Here is a 17,883-nt window from a genome sequence, read left to right as displayed (position 1 = left end):
ACAGAAACAACTCCCGATCTCTCCCTAAAACAGGAAAGATCAGGGTCAATGATCAAACAGCTGTTCAAAGGTAGGAGCACTCTCTTCCTCGCTCTCTTCTTCTTCGTAATGCCCCTCTTCCAACTCTCCAACCAAGCTCTCTTCTTCCGTCTGGTAGAGGTAGAGCTGATCGAGGTACTCGATAGCACTTCGAATTTTTGAGCGCAGTAAATACCCACTTCTATCCACCCGCTCCAAAAGCTTTTCCAGCGCTACATTTGGTTGCCAGTCGTAGGCTTTTGCATGAAAGCGTACAATCTTTTCCAGGATTTGCTGCATCTCCTCATGGGTAAGCGGCTTTAGCTGAGGAGCTTTCACAATAGCATCCAGCACTGACTTCATGGGCTCTTGTCCCTCAGGATACAACTCCTCCAGATTCTGATACTCATTCTTTGCCTCAATAATATCCTCCGTGTAGGAAGAACTGAAGGCAAAAAGACTGAAGGTAGCTTCCAGCTGCTTGGCCGGGAAAAGAAACGAAGCAAGATTATTGTACGCCTTCGCCCTTGCCTTCTTGCTTAGGCGGCCAATGAGCTCTGATTCATCAAAGAGAATCACCCACCCATTATATCCGAGCTGCACGAACAAATGGCTGAGAAATGCTACATAGTCTTGGGCGTGGCGAGATTTCACAAAATTCTGGTTGAATACCACCTTTTCACCAAAAATCCTACGATACATTTTCTTGATCTGGAGGTTGGGTACAAAGTCCCCTTCCAAATCAGTCTGCAGCAGGAACTGCTCTTCCATGTCATCCGTATTGAGGTAGGAACGTAGCAAATAGTACAAACGGTCTGTCTCAAGCTGTGTTGCCCCATAGAGCAAGAGGTCGTTCGTCAAAGGGGAATTCGGTGAAAGTTTGTTCAGCTCCTGGGTAAAACCTGGCTGCACGTGGTTGGGCAAGTAGGTATTGTTTACCAACTTTGGATAGACCAAGTAGAGTTTGTCCAGAGGTGTCTCTTTACTCAAAGAAATCAAGGAAACGACCATGTTTCTCTGGTGGGCAAGGGTATAAATGGTATTGATCAGATGCGTTTTCCCTTCACCATATTTCCCGCTGATAATCATGGAATCACTCATCTTGGACTCACTCACTCCATCAAGTTTCTCGATGACACTATCCAAGAGTTCTTGTCGAGCTTCTGCAAAGTGGTGGCCAATCGCCTTGGAAGGAATCCCTGAGCGCAGGGCCTCGATCATATGTCTTTCTTCATAACCCCAACTCATGTTCTTCCTCCTCAGCATCATCTTGTTGGGCAAGGAACCCCAACGTCGCCTGATTGACCAAACGGGGGAGTGACACACCCCCCATTTTTGCCTGCATGATCAAATGTTGTGCTGTCTCTACACCCAGCGGAGATGCCTGTACATTGATATGCTGCACAAGATCAGCCAGTCTTTGGCTCATCTCCACCAACAATGCAGGTGAATACTCTTGAAGCGCTATTGCATCGAGATCGGCAATGTCGTTGAATTTGTTCACTCGTTTCGAACGTACCTCATTCTGGATCCGCATCCAGAGCGCCTGGTAGGACTTCAATCCAGCATTCTCGTTGTCGAGCAACTCCCCTGAGAAGGCATAGACCACCATGAAGTGATTGAATGTATCAATATCATCAATCAATTGTCGGATGCTTTCATACGTATCTTCCCGTTTCATCTTGGTGTAGTGGAGTGGATTCATACCTGACTTATCAACCAGGATTTCAAGATTGTCAACTGTCACCAACAGGCCAGCATATCCACTTAGATGCACTAATTCAGCAAGACTTCGCAGCAAATTACGGGCATTATACTTGGTAATCCTTGTTGGGGCCAAACCCAACGGCCTGAGCAAGGTCATCCGAATCTTTTTATCTCCATGCATCCATGCCAGAAGAAGCTCCTTGTTTGTTTCTTCCAAGACTGGATGACCAAGCAAGGAACCACAGAGTAAACTACAAGCGAGGGAAAAGTTATTGTCCATCTTTGGATTATCAAGGAACATCTCTTTTAGCTGGTTACGCATCTCTCGCCTGGTTATGCCATCAGCAAGGCCTTGTTGGGCGAGAAAATCAATGAACGTGCGACCAGTGCCAATATCTTGGCTCTCAAACCCCATTGCATGGACAATCTTATCACTGCAATGATTGAGCAAGTCCATGATATTGGCTTGTCTGAGCACTTCAAGATAGAACTCCCTAAAATCATGCAACCAGAGCGTTTTTGCAGAAATACTGACCGTTACATACTTTCTTTGCTTTGCAAGGGACTGCAAGAGATGAAGGGTATGGGTCTTCCCACTTCCCTTCCTTCCCGTGATGAACTTGATCTTGCTCCCACCTGCCTTGATGAACTCATCAAGATATTTCTCCTGATAGAAGTCAGTAAGAAACTGAATCCCAACTGAAAGTTGATTGAGCAACTGTTCACTCTCGGGGACTTCTCCTTGAGAAAGCTGGGCAATGGTTGCACGCATATTGGTCTGCATTTCCATCAAACTACCTCTTTTAATAGAATCGTATGGTTGCGAGATAGTACTCTCTTCCAGTCTGGTCAAGAATCCTCAGTGCCTTGGAGTTGTTTCTGCTTGGACCAAACTGGAAGGACCGTCCTCCCTTTACTTCCACCTCTTGGGCATCAAAAAGTCGAGCGATATCAAAGGCATAGCTTTGCTGATCATACTCCTTGCGTGAGCGGCTCATCGGTACCAGGTATTTATAGAGTGTGGTCAGGTAGATATCTGCTCCTGCTTCCTTTCCAAGCTTCAAGCAAGCAAGATCATAAGCAGCGGCTAACTCAGTGGCAAACTGGTTCGCTCTAAAGGATGCCTTATACAGTTTTTCTTGCCCTGCCTTGACAATGGACACCAAGGTGGATGGACGGAGACAAGAGACCTTCTTCCGGTCAAGATATGCTTCCTGGTTCTCTACATCAAACCGTACCTTGTAGGGAAACATCTCGTAGACGGGGAAATCGCCGATGACATCAACATTACTCTGTTCACACTGACTCAAGAGCTGTTGGGCAAAAAGCCCGCTTTCCATGTACTCTCTGGCATCAAAGGTTGAAAGCAATGCTTTGATACTACTGGTCAAATCAGACAGCTCATCGCTTGCTTGATGCAATAGCTCAGTGTCTGAAATACTTTTAGACAGGTCACCACTGCTCATGTTCTTAGCTATAGCTTTTTGTAGTTTGGTTACCAATTTGATCTTTTCTTTAATTGCCTTCTCGTACGCAAGATATTCGTTATATAAAATTTCGTAGTCCATGACTTCTCCTTTCTGGGCATACAAAAAAGCATAAATGATGGTGCGGTTCTATGCAATCCCTTTTACCATTATCGCATGATCTTATTGCATGACATTGCTTGAGGAAGACCTCTCGTGGTATCTTGTGCCAAGGAGCATCAAACCCATGGGCTTATCCCTTCATGCATGGCAAAAACAGTGCATCGATTCCTGGCTGGAAAGGCAGGGACGTGGCGTTGCGCAGGTAGTAACCGGGGCCGGAAAAACAATTCTAGCCCTCTATGCAGCAAAAGCATTACAAGCACGACTGAAAACCAAACTCCAAATTGTCATCATAGTGCCTAAGACCTTCCTAATCGGACAATGGAAATCAGCCATTCTTTCACACCATGAAGACTTAGGAATACAGAGGGAAGATATCGGGTGGGTCTGTGGTACGCACCATCAGGACCATGACAAGCCTGTCATGATTTATGTAATCAACTCTGCACGATACAAGCTTTCTTACATCCTGCACCAGCAACTCAAGAATGAGATGCCCGTATTGCTCATTGCCGATGAGTGCCATCACTATGCCAGTCCAGAAAATAAAAAGATTTTCTCGTTCCTTGAATTGTTGGATGAGCAACAGAAGAAAAACTACTACTCACTTGGCCTTTCAGCAACACCACAAGGAACGGGATTTGAACAGTTTCTGGTTCCTTCTCTTGGACCACTCTTCTATACCTATGGTTTTTCAGATGCAATGCTAGAAGGGGTAATCAACCAAGTGGTCATCTACAATGTTGCCTTGAAGATGACCAAACACCAAGTAGATAAATATGAGGAGCTTTCTGGGCGAATAACCACAACGCTCAGAAAACTCAAGAAGATGGTTCCTTCCCTCAAGAATCTCAAAGGACCTGCATTTTTCACTGAACTACAACGACTTTGTTTGAGCGAGATTCCATCAATTGCCGAAACCGCAAACCTACTGCTTACACTGTTTTATCAAAGAAGGGCTCTTGTGTATGAAGCACCCCAGAGACTTGCCTGTGCCTTTGATCTTATTGCTTTGCTTGACTCTCGCAGCAAGATTATCATATTCGGGGAGCGCATCAGCCAGAGTGAAGCACTCTATGCGAGACTGAAACGCTACTATCCCAACCAAGTGGCACAGTATCATAGCGAGTTGGGAGAGACAGAGAGAACTCTTGCCCTAAGAAGATATCGCTCGGGAGAAGCACGAATCCTTGTCTCATGCAAGGCATTGGATGAGGGACTCGACATCCCCTCTGCAGATGTAGGTATTCTCCTTGCAACCACCTCTGAACAACGACAACGTATACAACGGCTAGGGAGGATTCTCCGGCTCCAAGAAGGCAAGGGAAAAGCAAGCTTGTTCTACCTCTCTCTAGCCCATACCATTGAGGATAACGAGTTATTGGATGCAGGGATCGATTCAGTACAAGAGTGGCATCTCCAGTATACAGACCACTTCATCCATTCAGCATATGATGAGCTTGCGGATACACTGTTCGATACCATGCAAGAGAGAAATGCCTCTACAAGAGGGCTTGAGGTACTACTCAACCAGGGCAGAGTCCGCAATGACTGGTTTGAAGATCCAGAGGTGTTGCAAGAAATGTACAGAAAGGCAACACTTCCACAAGACAAGCGGTACTATTCCCATATGCGCTCCCTCTCCTTGCTCAGAATGAAAACTCAAACCATCCGTTCCCATGAATAGATTGATTCATTGTACACTAACCGGTAGGTTCTTCTTAGAGAAAGTTTTATGATTTTCTTACATGCATGCCATTTGCTGAAACAGAGATTTGGTAAAACTTTGCATGAGTACACACACTGTCTTCATTAAGCAAATGCAGGAAAGGAATAGAACAGTGTGGAGGTATCTTATTACAAAGGTAATTCACAAATCCTGGAAGTGATTCTGGTGCCCTTCTGACAACCTCAGATGCAGGACAAGGGATTCCTCTCCTTGCTACCCTGCCTTGCAGCCAGGCAGGCGTTCTCAGAATCGTTACTTCCCACCAAGAGTTCTTCCGGGTAGTTCCCTTGCCTCTTGGCTTCTGGCTGTAGTACACCACAGAGGTATAAGGAAACTATGCAAAGAATATGAGAAAAGGATAAATGTTGAATTGCTGTAACAATGCTTCTGCGAGTGAACTATGTTGCTTGTATCCCTAACGCCATCGTTATAAGTTGTTCACTCCAATCGGCCATGAAAAGAGGTATATTGAGCATATCTCCATCAAATTTGAGATTCTGCAAAGAGTACCTGATCCTCAGCGGGAACGCCTCTCCATGCAGTCGTTTTATCGCCTTCAACGAAGGACTCGCAATATTGGTATCTGCCTTCACTTCAATAGGAATAACCAGATTCTTGTATTGCAGGAGAAAATCAACTTCATAACGATTGTCGCTACTTGTCCAATACCTCAGAGGCACGGGAAAGGATGCTGAGAGAGACTGCAAAATATAGTTCTCAGCAAAGGAGCCTTTGAACTCCGTAAACAATTGGTTCGGATTAAGAAATGAGGAAATATCAAGCTGGGACAACCTTCTGAGCAAACCGATATCGGCCGCATAGAGTTTGAAGGATGAGAGATCCTCGTAGGCCGACAAAGGCAGTGCAGGCTTGGTGCATCTTGATACTTTAATAACCACTTCTGATGAAACCAACCAATTCAGCGCAGCTTCATATTCCCTAGCTCGTGCACCCTGCTTTACGAGCTGATATAAGAATTTTTTGTTCTCTCTTGCTAATTGAGAGGGAAGCGAATGCCAAATATGCATCAGCTTGGGGTACTCTCTTGGTTCTGGATGCTTTGCAAAATCCCGCTCATACGCTTGTATAATCGACCAGAGGATTGAATCTATACTTCCACTGTCGCGGTCGGTTACCCAACGGGCAAGCACTTCGGGCATCCCCCCCAGTAAAAAATACTTCTTAAAGTGCTCAACCAGTGGATTGAAAAATGCCTCAGGAATTGATTCCATATCAGACTTGGAATCCAGATATGACACCAAACCTGTCTCGTTCTCTGCAACCAACATCTCCCTAAAAGTCATGGGGTGAATTTCCAAGAAATCAACTTGGCCAACAGGAAATGAAGAGGGCTTTGCAAGAGAGACACCCAATAAGGACCCTGCGCAAGCAACATGATATCCATTCCCTTTTTCATGAAAGTACTTTAATGCATTCAAGACGTTTGGTGCGTCTTGTACCTCATCAAAGATAATCAACGTGTTACCCTCTGTTATAGGGAATCCCACAACAAACTGAAGATTATCTACTATCCTGGAAACGTCTTTGGTAGTTTCAAAAAATTGCAGGTATTCTGGATGTTCATCGAAATTGAAATACGCTATGCGCTCATAGTATCGCTTCCCAAATTCCTTGAGCAGCCAAGTCTTTCCTACCTGGCGAATGCCTTGCAAGAGAAGGGGCTTGCGATATGGCGATCGTTTCCATGCCAACAGTGATTGCATTGCAGTTCTTTCCATACAAATCTCCCCCTCGTTCTCACTGGTAAGTATAGGATGACATAAGGAAAAAAGCAAAATATAATCACATAATTTTTGCATAATATGTGATAAATACCACATGTTTTGCATAATTTATGTGATTTGTTATAGTATATGAGTTTTTTAAATACTTTTACAAAAAACCTACCCAATCCCTGCCTCTTAGGCAGGAACCAGATAGTGTGGAGGTTATCTTATTACAAAGGTAATTCACAAATCCTGGAAGTGATTCTGGTGCCCCTCTGACAACCTCAGATGCAGGACAAGGGATTCCTCTCCTTGCTACCCTGCCTTGTAGCCAGGCAGGCGTTCTCAGAATCGTTACTTCCCACCAAGAGTTCTTCCGGGTAGTTCCCTTGCCTCTTGGCTTCTGGCTGTAGTACACCACAGAGGTATAAGGAAACTATGCAAAGAATATGAGAAAAGGATGAATCATGTAATCGGAGCTGGATTGAAAAAGCAGAGGAAGTTGTTCAGTCCATACTGTTCACTGAATGGTTTCTTTCCGCTTGCAACATCCAAGATTAAATTGAACAAACGCTCCCCGACCACTTCGACAGTCTCCTCTCCAGTGGCAATGGAGCCCGCATCCAAGTCGATCAAGTCCTGCCACATATGCTTCAGTGCATTGCGGCTGGATACCTTGATGACTGGAGCTTCGGCCAAGCCATAGGGTGTTCCACGCCCGGTCATAAAGACCTGGACGGACATCCCACTGGCAAGCTGGCTGGGGCCACAGACAATATCGCTCGCTGGGGTGGCCGCGAAGATAAGCCCCTTCTTGGTGGGGAGCTCACCCGGCCCGATCACTTGGACAATGGGAGCATGCCCACTCTTCACGATAGAACCCATTGCTTTCTCAACGATGTTGGAAAGACCACCCTTCTTGTTTCCCGGAGTAGGATTCGCACTCCGGTCCACACTCCCCTTTGCAAGGTACTCATCATACCAACCGATTTCAGCAACCAGCTTCTTGAGAGCTTCCTCGTCCTTGCAACGCTCGGCAAGCAAGTGCACCCCATCACGAACCTCAGTGACTTCACTGAACATTACCGTAGCACCACCGGAAACCAAGAGGTCACTTGCATAGCCTGCACTTGGATTGGCGGTCACACCACTAAAAGCATCGCTACCTCCACACTGCATACCAACACAAAGTTTCTCAAGTGGCAAGGTTTTCCGCCTACGCTGATCAAGCTTCTTGAGCTTAGTCTCAGCCATCATAAGCAGCGCTTCCATCATCGGCCCATAACCAGGATAGTCCTGGAGGATGATCACATTCTCAGGAGTGTTCTCTTCATCACTGAGCAGCTTATCAACGGTGAGTTTCTCACAGCCAAGCCCAACCACCATCACCTGCCCACCAAAGTTGGGGTTCTTGATGGTATTCTTGATTGATCGGATAGGAATGACTGCATCTGGAGCATTGATCGCAACCCCACACCCATAGGCATGGTTGATTGCAACCACCCCATCGACGTTTGGATACCTGGGAAGCAGTTCTGCCTTGATTCGTTTCACCAACTGGTCAACCACCCCACTGACACACTGTACCGTGGTCGTGATGGCAAGGATATTCCTGGTACCGGCAAATCCTCCATTCGGGTTTTCAAAACCCTCAAAGGTGGTACGTTTTGGTTGCATAAGTATTACCTCTTCAGGCTCACTGAAGGAGAGAGACTCCAAAGAAGGCTGAAGGGGAAGCTCAAGGGAGTTCTCATTGATCCAAGACCCCTTCCTCACATCTTCAAGCAGATAGCCAAGCACCACCCCATAGCGGATGACCTCATCCCCTTTCTGCATATCCTGCAGGGCCACCTTATGGCCCTGGGGGATATCAGAGAGAAGTGTAATACCATCAACTACATCTCCCTTACGGGAAGCCTCTGTAATAATGGCAACCGTATCCCTGGAATCAATCTTCAAGAGCAGTGCATTCATTTTTTTGTCTTCCTCGCCAGTCGCTTTGATTTCCACTCATCATAGAAAGCATATACAAGGGAAATAACAATCAAGACCCAGATGGCGTTTCCGATCGGACGGGAGAAGAAGGTCATCAGGTCCCCTCCGGATCCCTTGATAGAATCAACAAAGTACTTCTCAAGATCACTGCCAAGAATAAAACCTATGAGAAATGAAGGAATACTGAATTTAAATTTGGCAAAGAAATAACCAACCACACCAAAGAAGAGCATAGCCCATACATCAAACATGTTTCCGTTCTGTGTAGCATAGCTGCCGACCGTACAGAGCAGAATGATGACAGGATAAATCCTAGCCTTCGGGAAGTTGATCACCTTAACAATATACTTGATCGGGTAGAACATCACCACATACATGAAGATGTTTGCAACACCCATCGCAACCAGAATGGTCTTCCAAATATCCGGGTTGTTGGTAATGAACAGCGGTCCCACCTGGATACCCTGGAGCATGAAAGCTCCGATAAGCACTGCAGTGGTACTGTCTCCGGGGATACCAAGGGAAAGCAAGGGGATCAAGGCCCCACCGGTCAAGCCGTTGTTAGCCCCTTCACTTGCAACCAGTCCACCAATATAACCAGTACCAAACTTCTCTGGGTGCTTGCTCATGCTCTTTGCCTGTGAATAGGAGAGCAAGGAAGCAGCAGATCCTCCAACGCCGGGGAGCACCCCGACAAAAGTCCCGATAAGACCACTACGAATCAAATTGAAACCCTGCCCCTTGAAATCCTTGAAGGAGAACTTCCTTGTCTCATGGTTCAGGTCGATGTTCTGGTGCTCTTCCTTTACCCCAGTCTCGGCCTCCTGGAATATCTGGACCAGTGCAAACAATCCAATGAGTACTGGCAAGAGCTGGAAACCCATGCGAAGATCAACACGGAACAACTTGGGTACCATACGCATCGTGTTGTTGTCAGCAAACTGTCCAATAAGAGAGATCAAGACACCGGCAAATCCGGCAAAGATTCCCTTGATCATACTTCCCTTGCTCAAGGCAGCTATGATGGTCAGAGCAAATACGATGATCAGGAACTTCTCAATAGCTGAAAAGTTGATCGCCAAGCGTGCAAGCGGTGGAGTGAAGAACCAGAGACTAACTAGGCTAATTAAACCACCAATCAAACTTGCGGTAATACCAATCCTGAGTGCTCTGAGTCCCTCACCACGCTTTGCCATTGGAAATCCATCAAACCCAGTACAAATAGATGACGGAGTTCCAGGGATATTCAGCAGAATCGCAGGAATCAAACCGCCTGAGATACCACCAACATAGAGTCCAAGCAAGAGAAACAGGCTGGTGGTTAGATTATAGGCATAGGTAAGAGGAAGAAAGATAGCAATGGCCATCGTTGCTGTCATACCGGGAAGGGAGCCAAATATAACTCCGATGCATACACCGAGCAATGACATGAAAATCTGTAACAACCCAAACGAAAACACTTCCATAGCTTTCCTCCTTTATTACGGCAGGGTAATCTTGAAGACCTGGCCGAAAAAGAACCAGATTAGCAGCGAGGAAACGACTGCAATAATCAGGGAGATCAGCAAGGACCTAAAGTCATGATTCGACCAGAATTTCTTGGTCTTGAAGGCAACGGGGATGGAGGAAAGCTGGTTAATTCCTACAAACAATACATTAAACAAGAATATGAAAATAATCGATGCAGGAAGAAACCCAAGCAATTCCATAGAGGGAATATAAAGAACAAGAAGGATCAAGGTTCCAGGAAGGCGTACCTTGTCCCAGTTCTCCTCAAAGAAGTGGTAGTTCTTGAAGTTGAAGAATGGCGTTCCCTGTCTCTTGCACTTCAATGCACGCTGGATCAGCATGATGATGGCCAAAAAGGCCAAAATACCCATGATAATGGGCGGGAAGATCCAATGGGATGTAGAAAGTTTGTAAGTAATATGCGGCATAGGTTTCTCCTCATAGACTGACTGCAGGGCATAGGTCCTGCAGTCAGTATACTGATAGGAATTACAAAAAGTTACAGAACAAGATCGTCCAAGGACGGAGCTCTGTCGATCAAACCCTGGAGGCTGTCACGCTTTGCATAAATGAACTGCTTGCTCTCTTCGGCATTGAGGTACTTGCCGGGGCGGAAGTTCATCTTGCCCAGGTCAGCTCTCAAACCAGGATCAGCATTCACACTCTTCATTGCAACATCAAGTTCAGCCACCAATTCAGTTGGGAAATCCTTCGGCAAATAAATCAAGAAATCTTTTGCGAAGCGGAACTCTTTCCCATCAAGGGTGATGCCCTGATCCGCATAACTGGTTTCATTAACACCATCGATGTTGTCCAGAAGTGCCATATATTTCATAGCAAGCTTCGGATCATCAGTCTGGGTGTATTGCAGAAGGCTGGTGTAGTCAGCGAAGATTACGTCCGCATTTCCGTCCCAGAGCATCTGGAGCTTGTCCCCAGTGGATCCACCAATAACTACGCGGATTCTGTCAGCAATGTCAGCACCATAGGTGTCCATGACCCACTGCCAATATACGATGAAGCCAACATGAGAAACACCACCGGCTTCACAAGCCATACGTACTACTGCATTAGGATTCTTCTTCAAGTACTCAGGAATCTCTGCAAGACTTTCATAGGGAGCCTCAACCTTCGCACCCCAAGCACTACCAGGGTTCTGTGCAATACGAGGACCAACTGTCATGTTCTCAAGGCTGTACATCTCATCATATGCCCCGAAGGAGATACCAAGATAGGTCATGTCATGAAACATCATGATGGTGTTCCCATCGGGTTTGACGGTCTGCATGGCATCAAGCGCTACAGCAGCACCTACTGCATCTACTTTCAGGTTTGCACCAAGAGCCTTGCCAAGATAACGGCTGACAGTTTCTGCAATCAAATAGGAATCACCACCGGTTGAGGTGGAACCAATGACAACACGAACATTCTTCCCTTCAAAAGTGGGAACAGCTTCCTCTGAGGCACCTGCTGCGAACAGCGCACCACCAGCTAACAACAAACAGAGCGAGAGAAGCAATAGTTTCTTCATAACGATACTCTCCTTTCTAAACTAACCATCCCCAGATGAGGATTTCAACATAAGGATCCCTGCAATAGGTCCAGATCCAAAACAGCAGAAATGCCATCACTGCTTGGCAGTATCATACCTGCCCACATGATAGCCATATCCCTATCAATAGCCTAAGCTTGGTTTTTCCATATGTCAACGAAAAAAATTATAATTTTCAAAAACATTTTGATTTTTTTATAATAAATGATAAATTTATCAATTAAGTAGTGAAAGAATATACATTTTTTTGAAAATGGCAAACCCATCGAGTAAAAAGCACCAAGAAAAGTGTTTACTACTTATTATACAACTACTTATATAGCACTATATCCAATTCAATTTCAATAATTCTTTGTTTTCGATTACGGTAGTAGTGCCATAACATCAAAGAATAATACGATTTTCTATATAATACCATTAGAATTTTGCTATGTTCCTTATCACACATAATATACTATAACACCATTCCCCAAATCGGAATGGAAATCAGGGAAAGAAAGGTACTTACAATGACCAACTTTGAAGCATAGATGGTATCCCTTCCGTATTTGGAGGCAAGAATTGCCGTGGAAGAACCTCCAGGCATCGCCGCCAAGATGACCGAAACTCCAATAATCAGCGGATCGAGCCCGAGGAGCTTTGTGACCAGGAAGGTGACCAAGGGAATGAAGCCGAGGCGCAACAAGGAAAATCCAACAAGATTCCTGTCTATACGCAGCTGTTCCTTATTCATCTCAGCAAACAAGGATCCAATGAGCATCATCGACAAGACTGTGGTACAACCAGCAAGAGAAGAAAGAGTCATCTCCATGAAAGGAGGAATCCTGACGGGAAACAACATCCACAGCAACCCTATGTACACAGCAACCATGCAGGGGTGTAGAATTACTTTCAGTGCTGCCTGCTTCTTGTTCACTGCTGCAGGATTAAAAATAGAGAGACCAGCAGTCCACATGACTATTCGCTGGGGAATCAGATAGATGGATGCATACATGAATCCAGCTGCCCCGAAGAGTTCCCCTGCTATGGGGAGCCCAAGAAATCCAGCGTTTGAGACCAGCAGGCCATAACGCAACACACTTTTCTTCCCCTGTTCCTGCTTACGATAGGTCACTTTTGAAAGCACGTAGCAAAACAGTTGTATCCCCACCGAAACAAAGAAGATGATTGAGAAGGAAAGCAACAACTTCCTGCTGACATCCATCCTGAAGGAGAGAATGATACTGCAAGGCAAGGTCACATAGAGCACCAGGTCAGTCAAGAACCCTTTCGTACTCTCTTGAAACAAGCCCACCTTGCGGAGCAATGCCCCTACTGCCAACAAGGCGAAGAGTTGCCCTTGCAGATTCCATAAACTCACGAGATCCATATGCACTTTCTTCCTTCAGTGTACTGGTGAGGGGACGGCAAGCATCCGTCCCCTCATAGATTGATTCCCCAACGGAGCGAGAGGAAAGGAATCAGCATGATGGTTCCTCTCCCGAGCGAGTGCCGGGAAAGCAAGGTGAGATACCCCGTCCCTTGGGGCGGAAAAGAAAGCAACGCCTCCTGAGTCCAGGGCTTGCCCTGGGGTATTGATACCTTTCATTGTCTCAGCGGACCAAGGCAGGCCTCTTCGGGTCGAACTTCCAGCCAGGGATCAGGAACTGCATACCCTCTGCATCATCCCGTGCGCCAAGCTTCTGGTCAACATACAACTGGTGAGCTTTCTCAACTTGGGAACGATCAACTTCGATGCCCAAGCCTGGCTTGCCTGTCAATGCTATATGTCCATCTTCAATCTTCATTGGATTGATACTCAGGCGCTCAATCCCTTCCTGCCAGATCCAGTGGGTGTCGATTGCCGTCGGATTACCCGGAACGGCCGCAGCTACATGGGCGATCATGGCTAGGGAGATGTCAAAATGATTGTTGGAGTGGGAACCCCAGGTAAGACCAAACTCATCACAGAGCTGACCAACCCTGACCGCACCACTCATCGTCCAGAAGTGACAATCGGCAAGGGGGATATCCACGCTTTGCAACTCCAGGGAGTGCCCCAACTGCCTCCAGTCGGTAGCAATCATGTTTGTAGCGGTAGGAAGACCTGTAGCACGACGGAACTCACTGAGAATTTCCCGTCCACTGTACCCATGCTCTGCACCACAGGGGTCTTCACAGTAAGTGAGGATCCCGTGCATATCTTTACAGAGGCCGATAGCCTCCTTGAGAGACCAACCTCCATTGGGGTCGAGGGTCATGCGAGCATCTGGATTGGCTTTCTTCAGAGCCTTAATCACCTCAATTTCCTGATTACCCTGAAGCACGCCCCCCTTGAGCTTAAAATCCTTGAAGCCGTAGAGGTCCTGACTTGCACGAGCAAGCTCAACCACCGCATCGGCATCAAGGGCTTCTTCATGGCGTATGCGATACCAATCCTCACTGTTCTTCTCATCAGAGTAATACGGAAGGTCAGTCTTCTTGCGGTCCCCGATAAAGAAAAGATACCCGAGCACCTTCACACGGTCCCTAATCTTTCCATCCCCCAGAAGGGAGGCAACAGGTACTTCAAGGTATTGGCCCAATAGGTCCAGAAGCGGAGCTTCAATTGCTGTTACCACGTGGATTCCAGTCCGTAAATCGAAGGTTTGCAGACCCCGTACATCATTCTCGTCAGTGCCGAGTGCTTCCTTGACCTTCAGGAGCGTCTGCTTGTACTCGCTGATCTTAGAACCCTCAACCACAGGCTTCACATCTTCAAGGGCCTTGGTGATCTTCTGACCACCCGGGACCTCACCAACTCCGGTGTTTCCCTGGCTATCGGTCAAGATGACAATATTACGGGTAAAATATGGCGCATGGGCTCCACTGAGGTTCAGCAGCATGCTGTCCTTACCTGCTACAGGAAAGACTTCCATTTTCTGAATATAGGGAATCATAATATCTCCTCCTAGCGTATGGGCAGGTACATTAAGGTATTCTGTGTACCGTATCTATTCCATGCTATAGTGCTTTTTCCAATATGTCAATTTTTATTATAGATTTTATAATTTATATTTAGTTTTTTATAAATTTATTTGAGCTTATTGCTTGCAAGTCTTTCGCTTCATGTACTATGCATTACTCGTTATATCTCATGTATCGATGTTATTGAGATGGTCTTCGTATTTTCTTTGATAATTTCATAATTACATGCAATACTATAATTGTGTTATAATAATTTGTATATATTTCAAATAGGAAAGAGGACGTTACCATGCCGAATGACACTGACAAATACAACATCAAAGCTGTTTCTCGATGCTTCCAGATACTCGACTATGCCGCTGAGCAAAATGGCCCCATCTCCATCCAGGATGTCTGTACCGCCTTGGACACCAACAGCAATATGGCTTTTCGCCTGCTGGCAAGCTTGCAGGGGTCAGGGTACATGACCAAAGACCCATACACCGGCTTGTATGCAATCAGCCTGAAGACGCTCAAGCTCAGCAGAAGTGCACTTCACTCCCAGGAAATCCGGAAAGTCACCATGCCCTACCTGGAGCTGTTGTGGAATCAGTTCCCCAAGGCAAACGTCAATATGGCAGTCTTCTACAACGGGGAAGTACTTATGCTCGACCGAATTGACACCCAGAGCACTCCTCGTACCTATTTCACCCCAGGCAGGCAGCTACCCTTCCATTGTACAGCTTTGGGCAAGGTCCTGACCAGCGAGATGGATGAAAAAGAACTCGATATGCTCATCGAGCAGAAAGGCCTTGCAAAATATACCGAGCAGACCATCACCAACCCAGCCGCATTCAAGAAAGAGCTTGCAAAGGTTCGAAGCGAAGGTTGCGCCCGCGACCGCAATGAGTTCATCGACGGAGACAATTGCTCAGCTGTTCCCGTGAGAGGCAGGGATGGAAAGATCATAGCCGGCATCAGCGTAAGTGCCCTGGTCTCAAATATGAGTGTGGAGGAGATCGAGAGAACCATTCCCCGGCTGAAGGATACTGCTTCCAGGATCTCCTATATGATGGGATTCACCACAACTCCGGTCTTGTGATCTAGCCAAACCATAAAGTATGCACAAGAGGGTCGTCGTTGCTGATGACCCTCTCATTGTACAGGATAGTTCTGGAAACGAGTTATTCCACGACGTCGAAGCCACCATCGATGAGGCTCTGACGGAGGTTCTCCATCTGAGCGGCCGGGCTTGGCATCGTGGGAAGGTAGGGCCTGCCCACCTTCATCCCCACCAGGTTCGCCAGGTCCTTTGTTGCAACCGGGAAGCTCGACTTGTCGGTCGCCAGGCGGATCGGGTTCAGCCTCAGCTGTGCCTCAAGCGATCCCTTGATGTCCCCGGCCACGTACCTCTCGTAGATCGAGCACACCAACTCCGGCAGGTAGTTCGCCGTCGAGCACACCGCCCCCACCGCACCGACCCCCAGGCCGGAGTAGATCAGCGTGTCCTTCCCGCTCAGCACCTTGAAGGAGATGTCGGCGTTGCGCCTCACGAACTCCATCGTCTGCGTCAGGTCCCCGCTCGAGTCCTTCATCCCCACCAGATTAGGGATGCTGTGCGCCAGCTCCTGGACCAGGTCCTGGCTCATCGCGTACCCGCACCTGCCGGGGTTGTTGTACAGCAGCACAGGTACCTCGGGGACTGCAGCGGCTATGGTACGGAAGTGCTGCTTCAGCTCCTCCTCCGTCGGCCTCAGGAACATCGGCTGCAGGATCGACACGCTCCTCGCCCCAAGGCGCACACCCATCCTCGCCAGGCGCACGCACTTGCTCGTGCGTATCGCCCCAACCCCCATGTAGATCGGCACCCGCCCTGCACACTGGTCCACCATGATCTTCAGGGCCTCTTCCATCTCGGCCTCTTCCATCATGTAGAACTCGCCGTTCGACCCGAAGGCAAGGATACCGGAGCATCCCCCCTCGATGACGAAGTCCACCAGGTTTCTCAGCAATCCCTCGTCTATGCGCTCGTCCTCCGTAATCGGGGTCACGATCGGGGGTATGATCCCCCTGATGAATCTCGTATCCATGCATCTCTCCTTGTCAGTCGCCGATCTTCGTCCCGCTGACCTTCTCATAGTAGCGGGCCAGTGCACTGTGGTCCTCACCTCCGAAGCCGTCGGCGTGCAGCGTCTCCATCATCTCCCTCACAGAGGCCGTCAGGGGCAGCGGGGATCCCACCCCGTGGCCCGTGTCCATCGCATTGGCAAGGTCCTTGATGTGCAGGTCGATCTTGAACCCCGGCTTGAAGGAGGAGTCCATCATCATCGGCGCCTTCGCATTCATCACCGTCGAGCCTGCAAGCCCGCCCTTGATCGCGTCGAAGACCAAATGCGGGTCGACACCGGCCTTCTTCACCAGCGTGAATGCCTCGCTCACCGCTGCAATATTGAGTGCTACAATAATCTGGTTAGCTAATTTGGTCGTATTTCCGGCCCCGATCGGGCCGCAGTGCACTGCACTGGCCCCCATGACAAGGAGGATATCCTTGAGCTCCTCAAACAATTCCTTGTCCCCTCCGACCATGATCGCCAGGGTCCCATCGATCGCCTTGGGCTCCCCGCCGGAGACCGGGGCGTCGAGCATCTTGACCCCTTTCTCAGCACAGGCTTTTTCGATCTCCTGGCTTGCAAGCGGCGCAATCGAGCTCATGTCTACAAGCTTCAACCCAGCTTTTGCACCCTCGAGCACTCCCTTCTCACCCATAACCACTGTCTTCACGTGCGGGCTATTGGGCAGCATCGTGATCACCAGGGGCACCTGAGCCGCCACATCCGCTGCCGAGGTCCCGGCCGCTGCCCCGGCGGCAACCACCTCTTCCACACTCGCCTTGTTCAGGTCGAAACATACAATCTCATGCCCTGCCTTCAGCAGGTTCTTTGCCATGGGCTTGCCCATGATTCCCAGTCCTATAAATCCAATCTTCATAGTAGTATTCTCCTCTTACATTTAGATAATCATGTATAACGAATATGGCATGCCGAACACCCTTGCGGAGGGCATGCCACAATCCCTAGAAGCACTGGTGGCTCCTAGGGATAGAGTAAGGTGAGACGTTAAATCTGTCAACTA

The 17,883-nt window shown here is 47.8% G+C and carries 15 protein-coding genes; 2 read left to right on the top strand and 13 right to left on the bottom strand.

The features are described from left to right. Positions 1-45: 45 nt before the first annotated feature. Genes DYP60_RS01245 through DYP60_RS01235 form a run of 3 tightly spaced genes read right to left on the bottom strand, consistent with a single transcriptional unit; the run spans position 46 to position 3,293 of the window. Positions 46-1,266 carry a BREX system ATP-binding domain-containing protein gene (locus DYP60_RS01245; protein ID WP_117329044.1) on the bottom strand — a complete coding sequence of 407 codons (1,221 nt, stop codon included), beginning with the start codon at positions 1,264-1,266 and terminating at the stop codon, positions 46-48. Then, positions 1,250-2,515, bottom strand: a complete 1,266-nt coding sequence (locus tag DYP60_RS01240) for a BREX system ATP-binding domain-containing protein (protein WP_202384433.1) — start codon at positions 2,513-2,515, stop codon at positions 1,250-1,252. Before DYP60_RS01240 ends, DYP60_RS01245 begins: the two co-directional genes overlap by 17 nt. Before the next feature lie 13 nt (positions 2,516-2,528). After that, positions 2,529-3,293, bottom strand: coding sequence for a hypothetical protein (locus DYP60_RS01235; RefSeq protein WP_117329043.1), 765 nt, complete (start codon positions 3,291-3,293; stop codon positions 2,529-2,531). An 88-nt stretch (positions 3,294-3,381) separates the two neighbouring features. On the opposite strand from DYP60_RS01235, the gene DYP60_RS01230 reads away from it, so the two are divergent. Then, a complete protein-coding gene (locus tag DYP60_RS01230) occupies positions 3,382-5,001 on the top strand; it encodes a DEAD/DEAH box helicase (protein ID WP_117329042.1) in 1,620 nt (539 codons plus the stop codon). Between the two features lie 440 nt (positions 5,002-5,441). On the opposite strand, the gene DYP60_RS01225 is transcribed toward DYP60_RS01230, so the two are convergent. The 8 genes from DYP60_RS01225 to DYP60_RS01195 all read right to left on the bottom strand — a co-directional run bounded on the left by DYP60_RS01225 (position 5,442) and on the right by DYP60_RS01195 (position 14,744). Next, positions 5,442-6,782 (bottom strand): ATP-binding protein, encoded by a 1,341-nt coding sequence (locus tag DYP60_RS01225; protein WP_117329041.1) that lies wholly within the window; start codon positions 6,780-6,782, stop codon positions 5,442-5,444. 453 nt (positions 6,783-7,235) lie between these two features. Next, complete coding sequence (gene garD, locus DYP60_RS01220; RefSeq protein ID WP_117329040.1) at positions 7,236-8,744, bottom strand: galactarate dehydratase; 1,509 nt, start codon at positions 8,742-8,744, stop codon at positions 7,236-7,238. Further along, positions 8,741-10,231 carry a tripartite tricarboxylate transporter permease gene (locus DYP60_RS01215; RefSeq protein ID WP_117329039.1) on the bottom strand — a complete coding sequence of 497 codons (1,491 nt, stop codon included), beginning with the start codon at positions 10,229-10,231 and terminating at the stop codon, positions 8,741-8,743. Before DYP60_RS01215 ends, garD begins: the two co-directional genes overlap by 4 nt. A 15-nt stretch (positions 10,232-10,246) precedes the next feature. Further along, positions 10,247-10,702: a tripartite tricarboxylate transporter TctB family protein gene (locus DYP60_RS01210; RefSeq protein WP_202384434.1), complete on the bottom strand. Its 456-nt coding sequence runs from the start codon at positions 10,700-10,702 to the stop codon at positions 10,247-10,249. A 71-nt stretch (positions 10,703-10,773) separates the two neighbouring features. Further along, positions 10,774-11,805 (bottom strand): type 2 periplasmic-binding domain-containing protein, encoded by a 1,032-nt coding sequence (locus DYP60_RS01205; RefSeq protein WP_117329038.1) that lies wholly within the window; start codon positions 11,803-11,805, stop codon positions 10,774-10,776. A gap of 475 nt (positions 11,806-12,280) precedes the next feature. Then, positions 12,281-13,195, bottom strand: a complete 915-nt coding sequence (locus DYP60_RS01200; protein ID WP_117329037.1) for an AEC family transporter — start codon at positions 13,193-13,195, stop codon at positions 12,281-12,283. 15 nt (positions 13,196-13,210) lie between these two features. Next, positions 13,211-13,414, bottom strand: a complete 204-nt coding sequence (locus tag DYP60_RS13935; RefSeq protein WP_133299262.1) for a hypothetical protein — start codon at positions 13,412-13,414, stop codon at positions 13,211-13,213. 4 nt (positions 13,415-13,418) lie between these two features. After that, positions 13,419-14,744 (bottom strand): enolase C-terminal domain-like protein, encoded by a 1,326-nt coding sequence (locus DYP60_RS01195; RefSeq protein ID WP_117329036.1) that lies wholly within the window; start codon positions 14,742-14,744, stop codon positions 13,419-13,421. A 317-nt stretch (positions 14,745-15,061) separates the two neighbouring features. Here DYP60_RS01195 and DYP60_RS01190 point away from each other — a divergent pair, with 317 nt between their 5' ends. Further along, positions 15,062-15,853: an IclR family transcriptional regulator gene (locus DYP60_RS01190; RefSeq protein ID WP_117329035.1), complete on the top strand. Its 792-nt coding sequence runs from the start codon at positions 15,062-15,064 to the stop codon at positions 15,851-15,853. A gap of 82 nt (positions 15,854-15,935) precedes the next feature. Here the strand turns inward: DYP60_RS01190 and DYP60_RS01185 are convergent, their stop codons facing one another. Continuing rightward, positions 15,936-16,841 (bottom strand): dihydrodipicolinate synthase family protein, encoded by a 906-nt coding sequence (locus DYP60_RS01185; protein ID WP_117329034.1) that lies wholly within the window; start codon positions 16,839-16,841, stop codon positions 15,936-15,938. Between the two features lie 13 nt (positions 16,842-16,854). Further along, on the bottom strand, positions 16,855-17,739 hold the full coding sequence (garR, locus tag DYP60_RS01180; RefSeq protein WP_117329033.1) for a 2-hydroxy-3-oxopropionate reductase: 885 nt from the start codon (positions 17,737-17,739) through the stop codon (positions 16,855-16,857). Positions 17,740-17,883 lie beyond the last annotated feature (144 nt).

It is taken from the genome of Sphaerochaeta halotolerans (assembly GCF_003429665.1).
Taxonomy (GTDB): Bacteria; Spirochaetota; Spirochaetia; order Sphaerochaetales; family Sphaerochaetaceae; genus Sphaerochaeta; species Sphaerochaeta halotolerans.
The sequence above is the reverse complement of the archived record's forward strand: the minus strand, read 5'-3'. Positions and strand labels throughout refer to the sequence as shown.

Coding starts and splice junctions, on each gene's coding strand:
- DYP60_RS01245 (WP_117329044.1), bottom strand. CDS start 1,266: ATGAGTTGGGGTTATGAAGAAAGACATATGATCGAGGCCCTGCGCTCA.
- DYP60_RS01240 (WP_202384433.1), bottom strand. CDS start 2,515: ATGGAAATGCAGACCAATATGCGTGCAACCATTGCCCAGCTTTCTCAA.
- DYP60_RS01235 (WP_117329043.1), bottom strand. CDS start 3,293: ATGGACTACGAAATTTTATATAACGAATATCTTGCGTACGAGAAGGCA.
- DYP60_RS01230 (WP_117329042.1), top strand. CDS start 3,382: ATGACATTGCTTGAGGAAGACCTCTCGTGGTATCTTGTGCCAAGGAGC.
- DYP60_RS01225 (WP_117329041.1), bottom strand. CDS start 6,782: ATGGAAAGAACTGCAATGCAATCACTGTTGGCATGGAAACGATCGCCA.
- garD (WP_117329040.1), bottom strand. CDS start 8,744: ATGAATGCACTGCTCTTGAAGATTGATTCCAGGGATACGGTTGCCATT.
- DYP60_RS01215 (WP_117329039.1), bottom strand. CDS start 10,231: ATGGAAGTGTTTTCGTTTGGGTTGTTACAGATTTTCATGTCATTGCTC.
- DYP60_RS01210 (WP_202384434.1), bottom strand. CDS start 10,702: ATGCCGCATATTACTTACAAACTTTCTACATCCCATTGGATCTTCCCG.
- DYP60_RS01205 (WP_117329038.1), bottom strand. CDS start 11,805: ATGAAGAAACTATTGCTTCTCTCGCTCTGTTTGTTGTTAGCTGGTGGT.
- DYP60_RS01200 (WP_117329037.1), bottom strand. CDS start 13,195: ATGGATCTCGTGAGTTTATGGAATCTGCAAGGGCAACTCTTCGCCTTG.
- DYP60_RS13935 (WP_133299262.1), bottom strand. CDS start 13,414: ATGAAAGGTATCAATACCCCAGGGCAAGCCCTGGACTCAGGAGGCGTT.
- DYP60_RS01195 (WP_117329036.1), bottom strand. CDS start 14,744: ATGATTCCCTATATTCAGAAAATGGAAGTCTTTCCTGTAGCAGGTAAG.
- DYP60_RS01190 (WP_117329035.1), top strand. CDS start 15,062: ATGCCGAATGACACTGACAAATACAACATCAAAGCTGTTTCTCGATGC.
- DYP60_RS01185 (WP_117329034.1), bottom strand. CDS start 16,841: ATGGATACGAGATTCATCAGGGGGATCATACCCCCGATCGTGACCCCG.
- garR (WP_117329033.1), bottom strand. CDS start 17,739: ATGAAGATTGGATTTATAGGACTGGGAATCATGGGCAAGCCCATGGCA.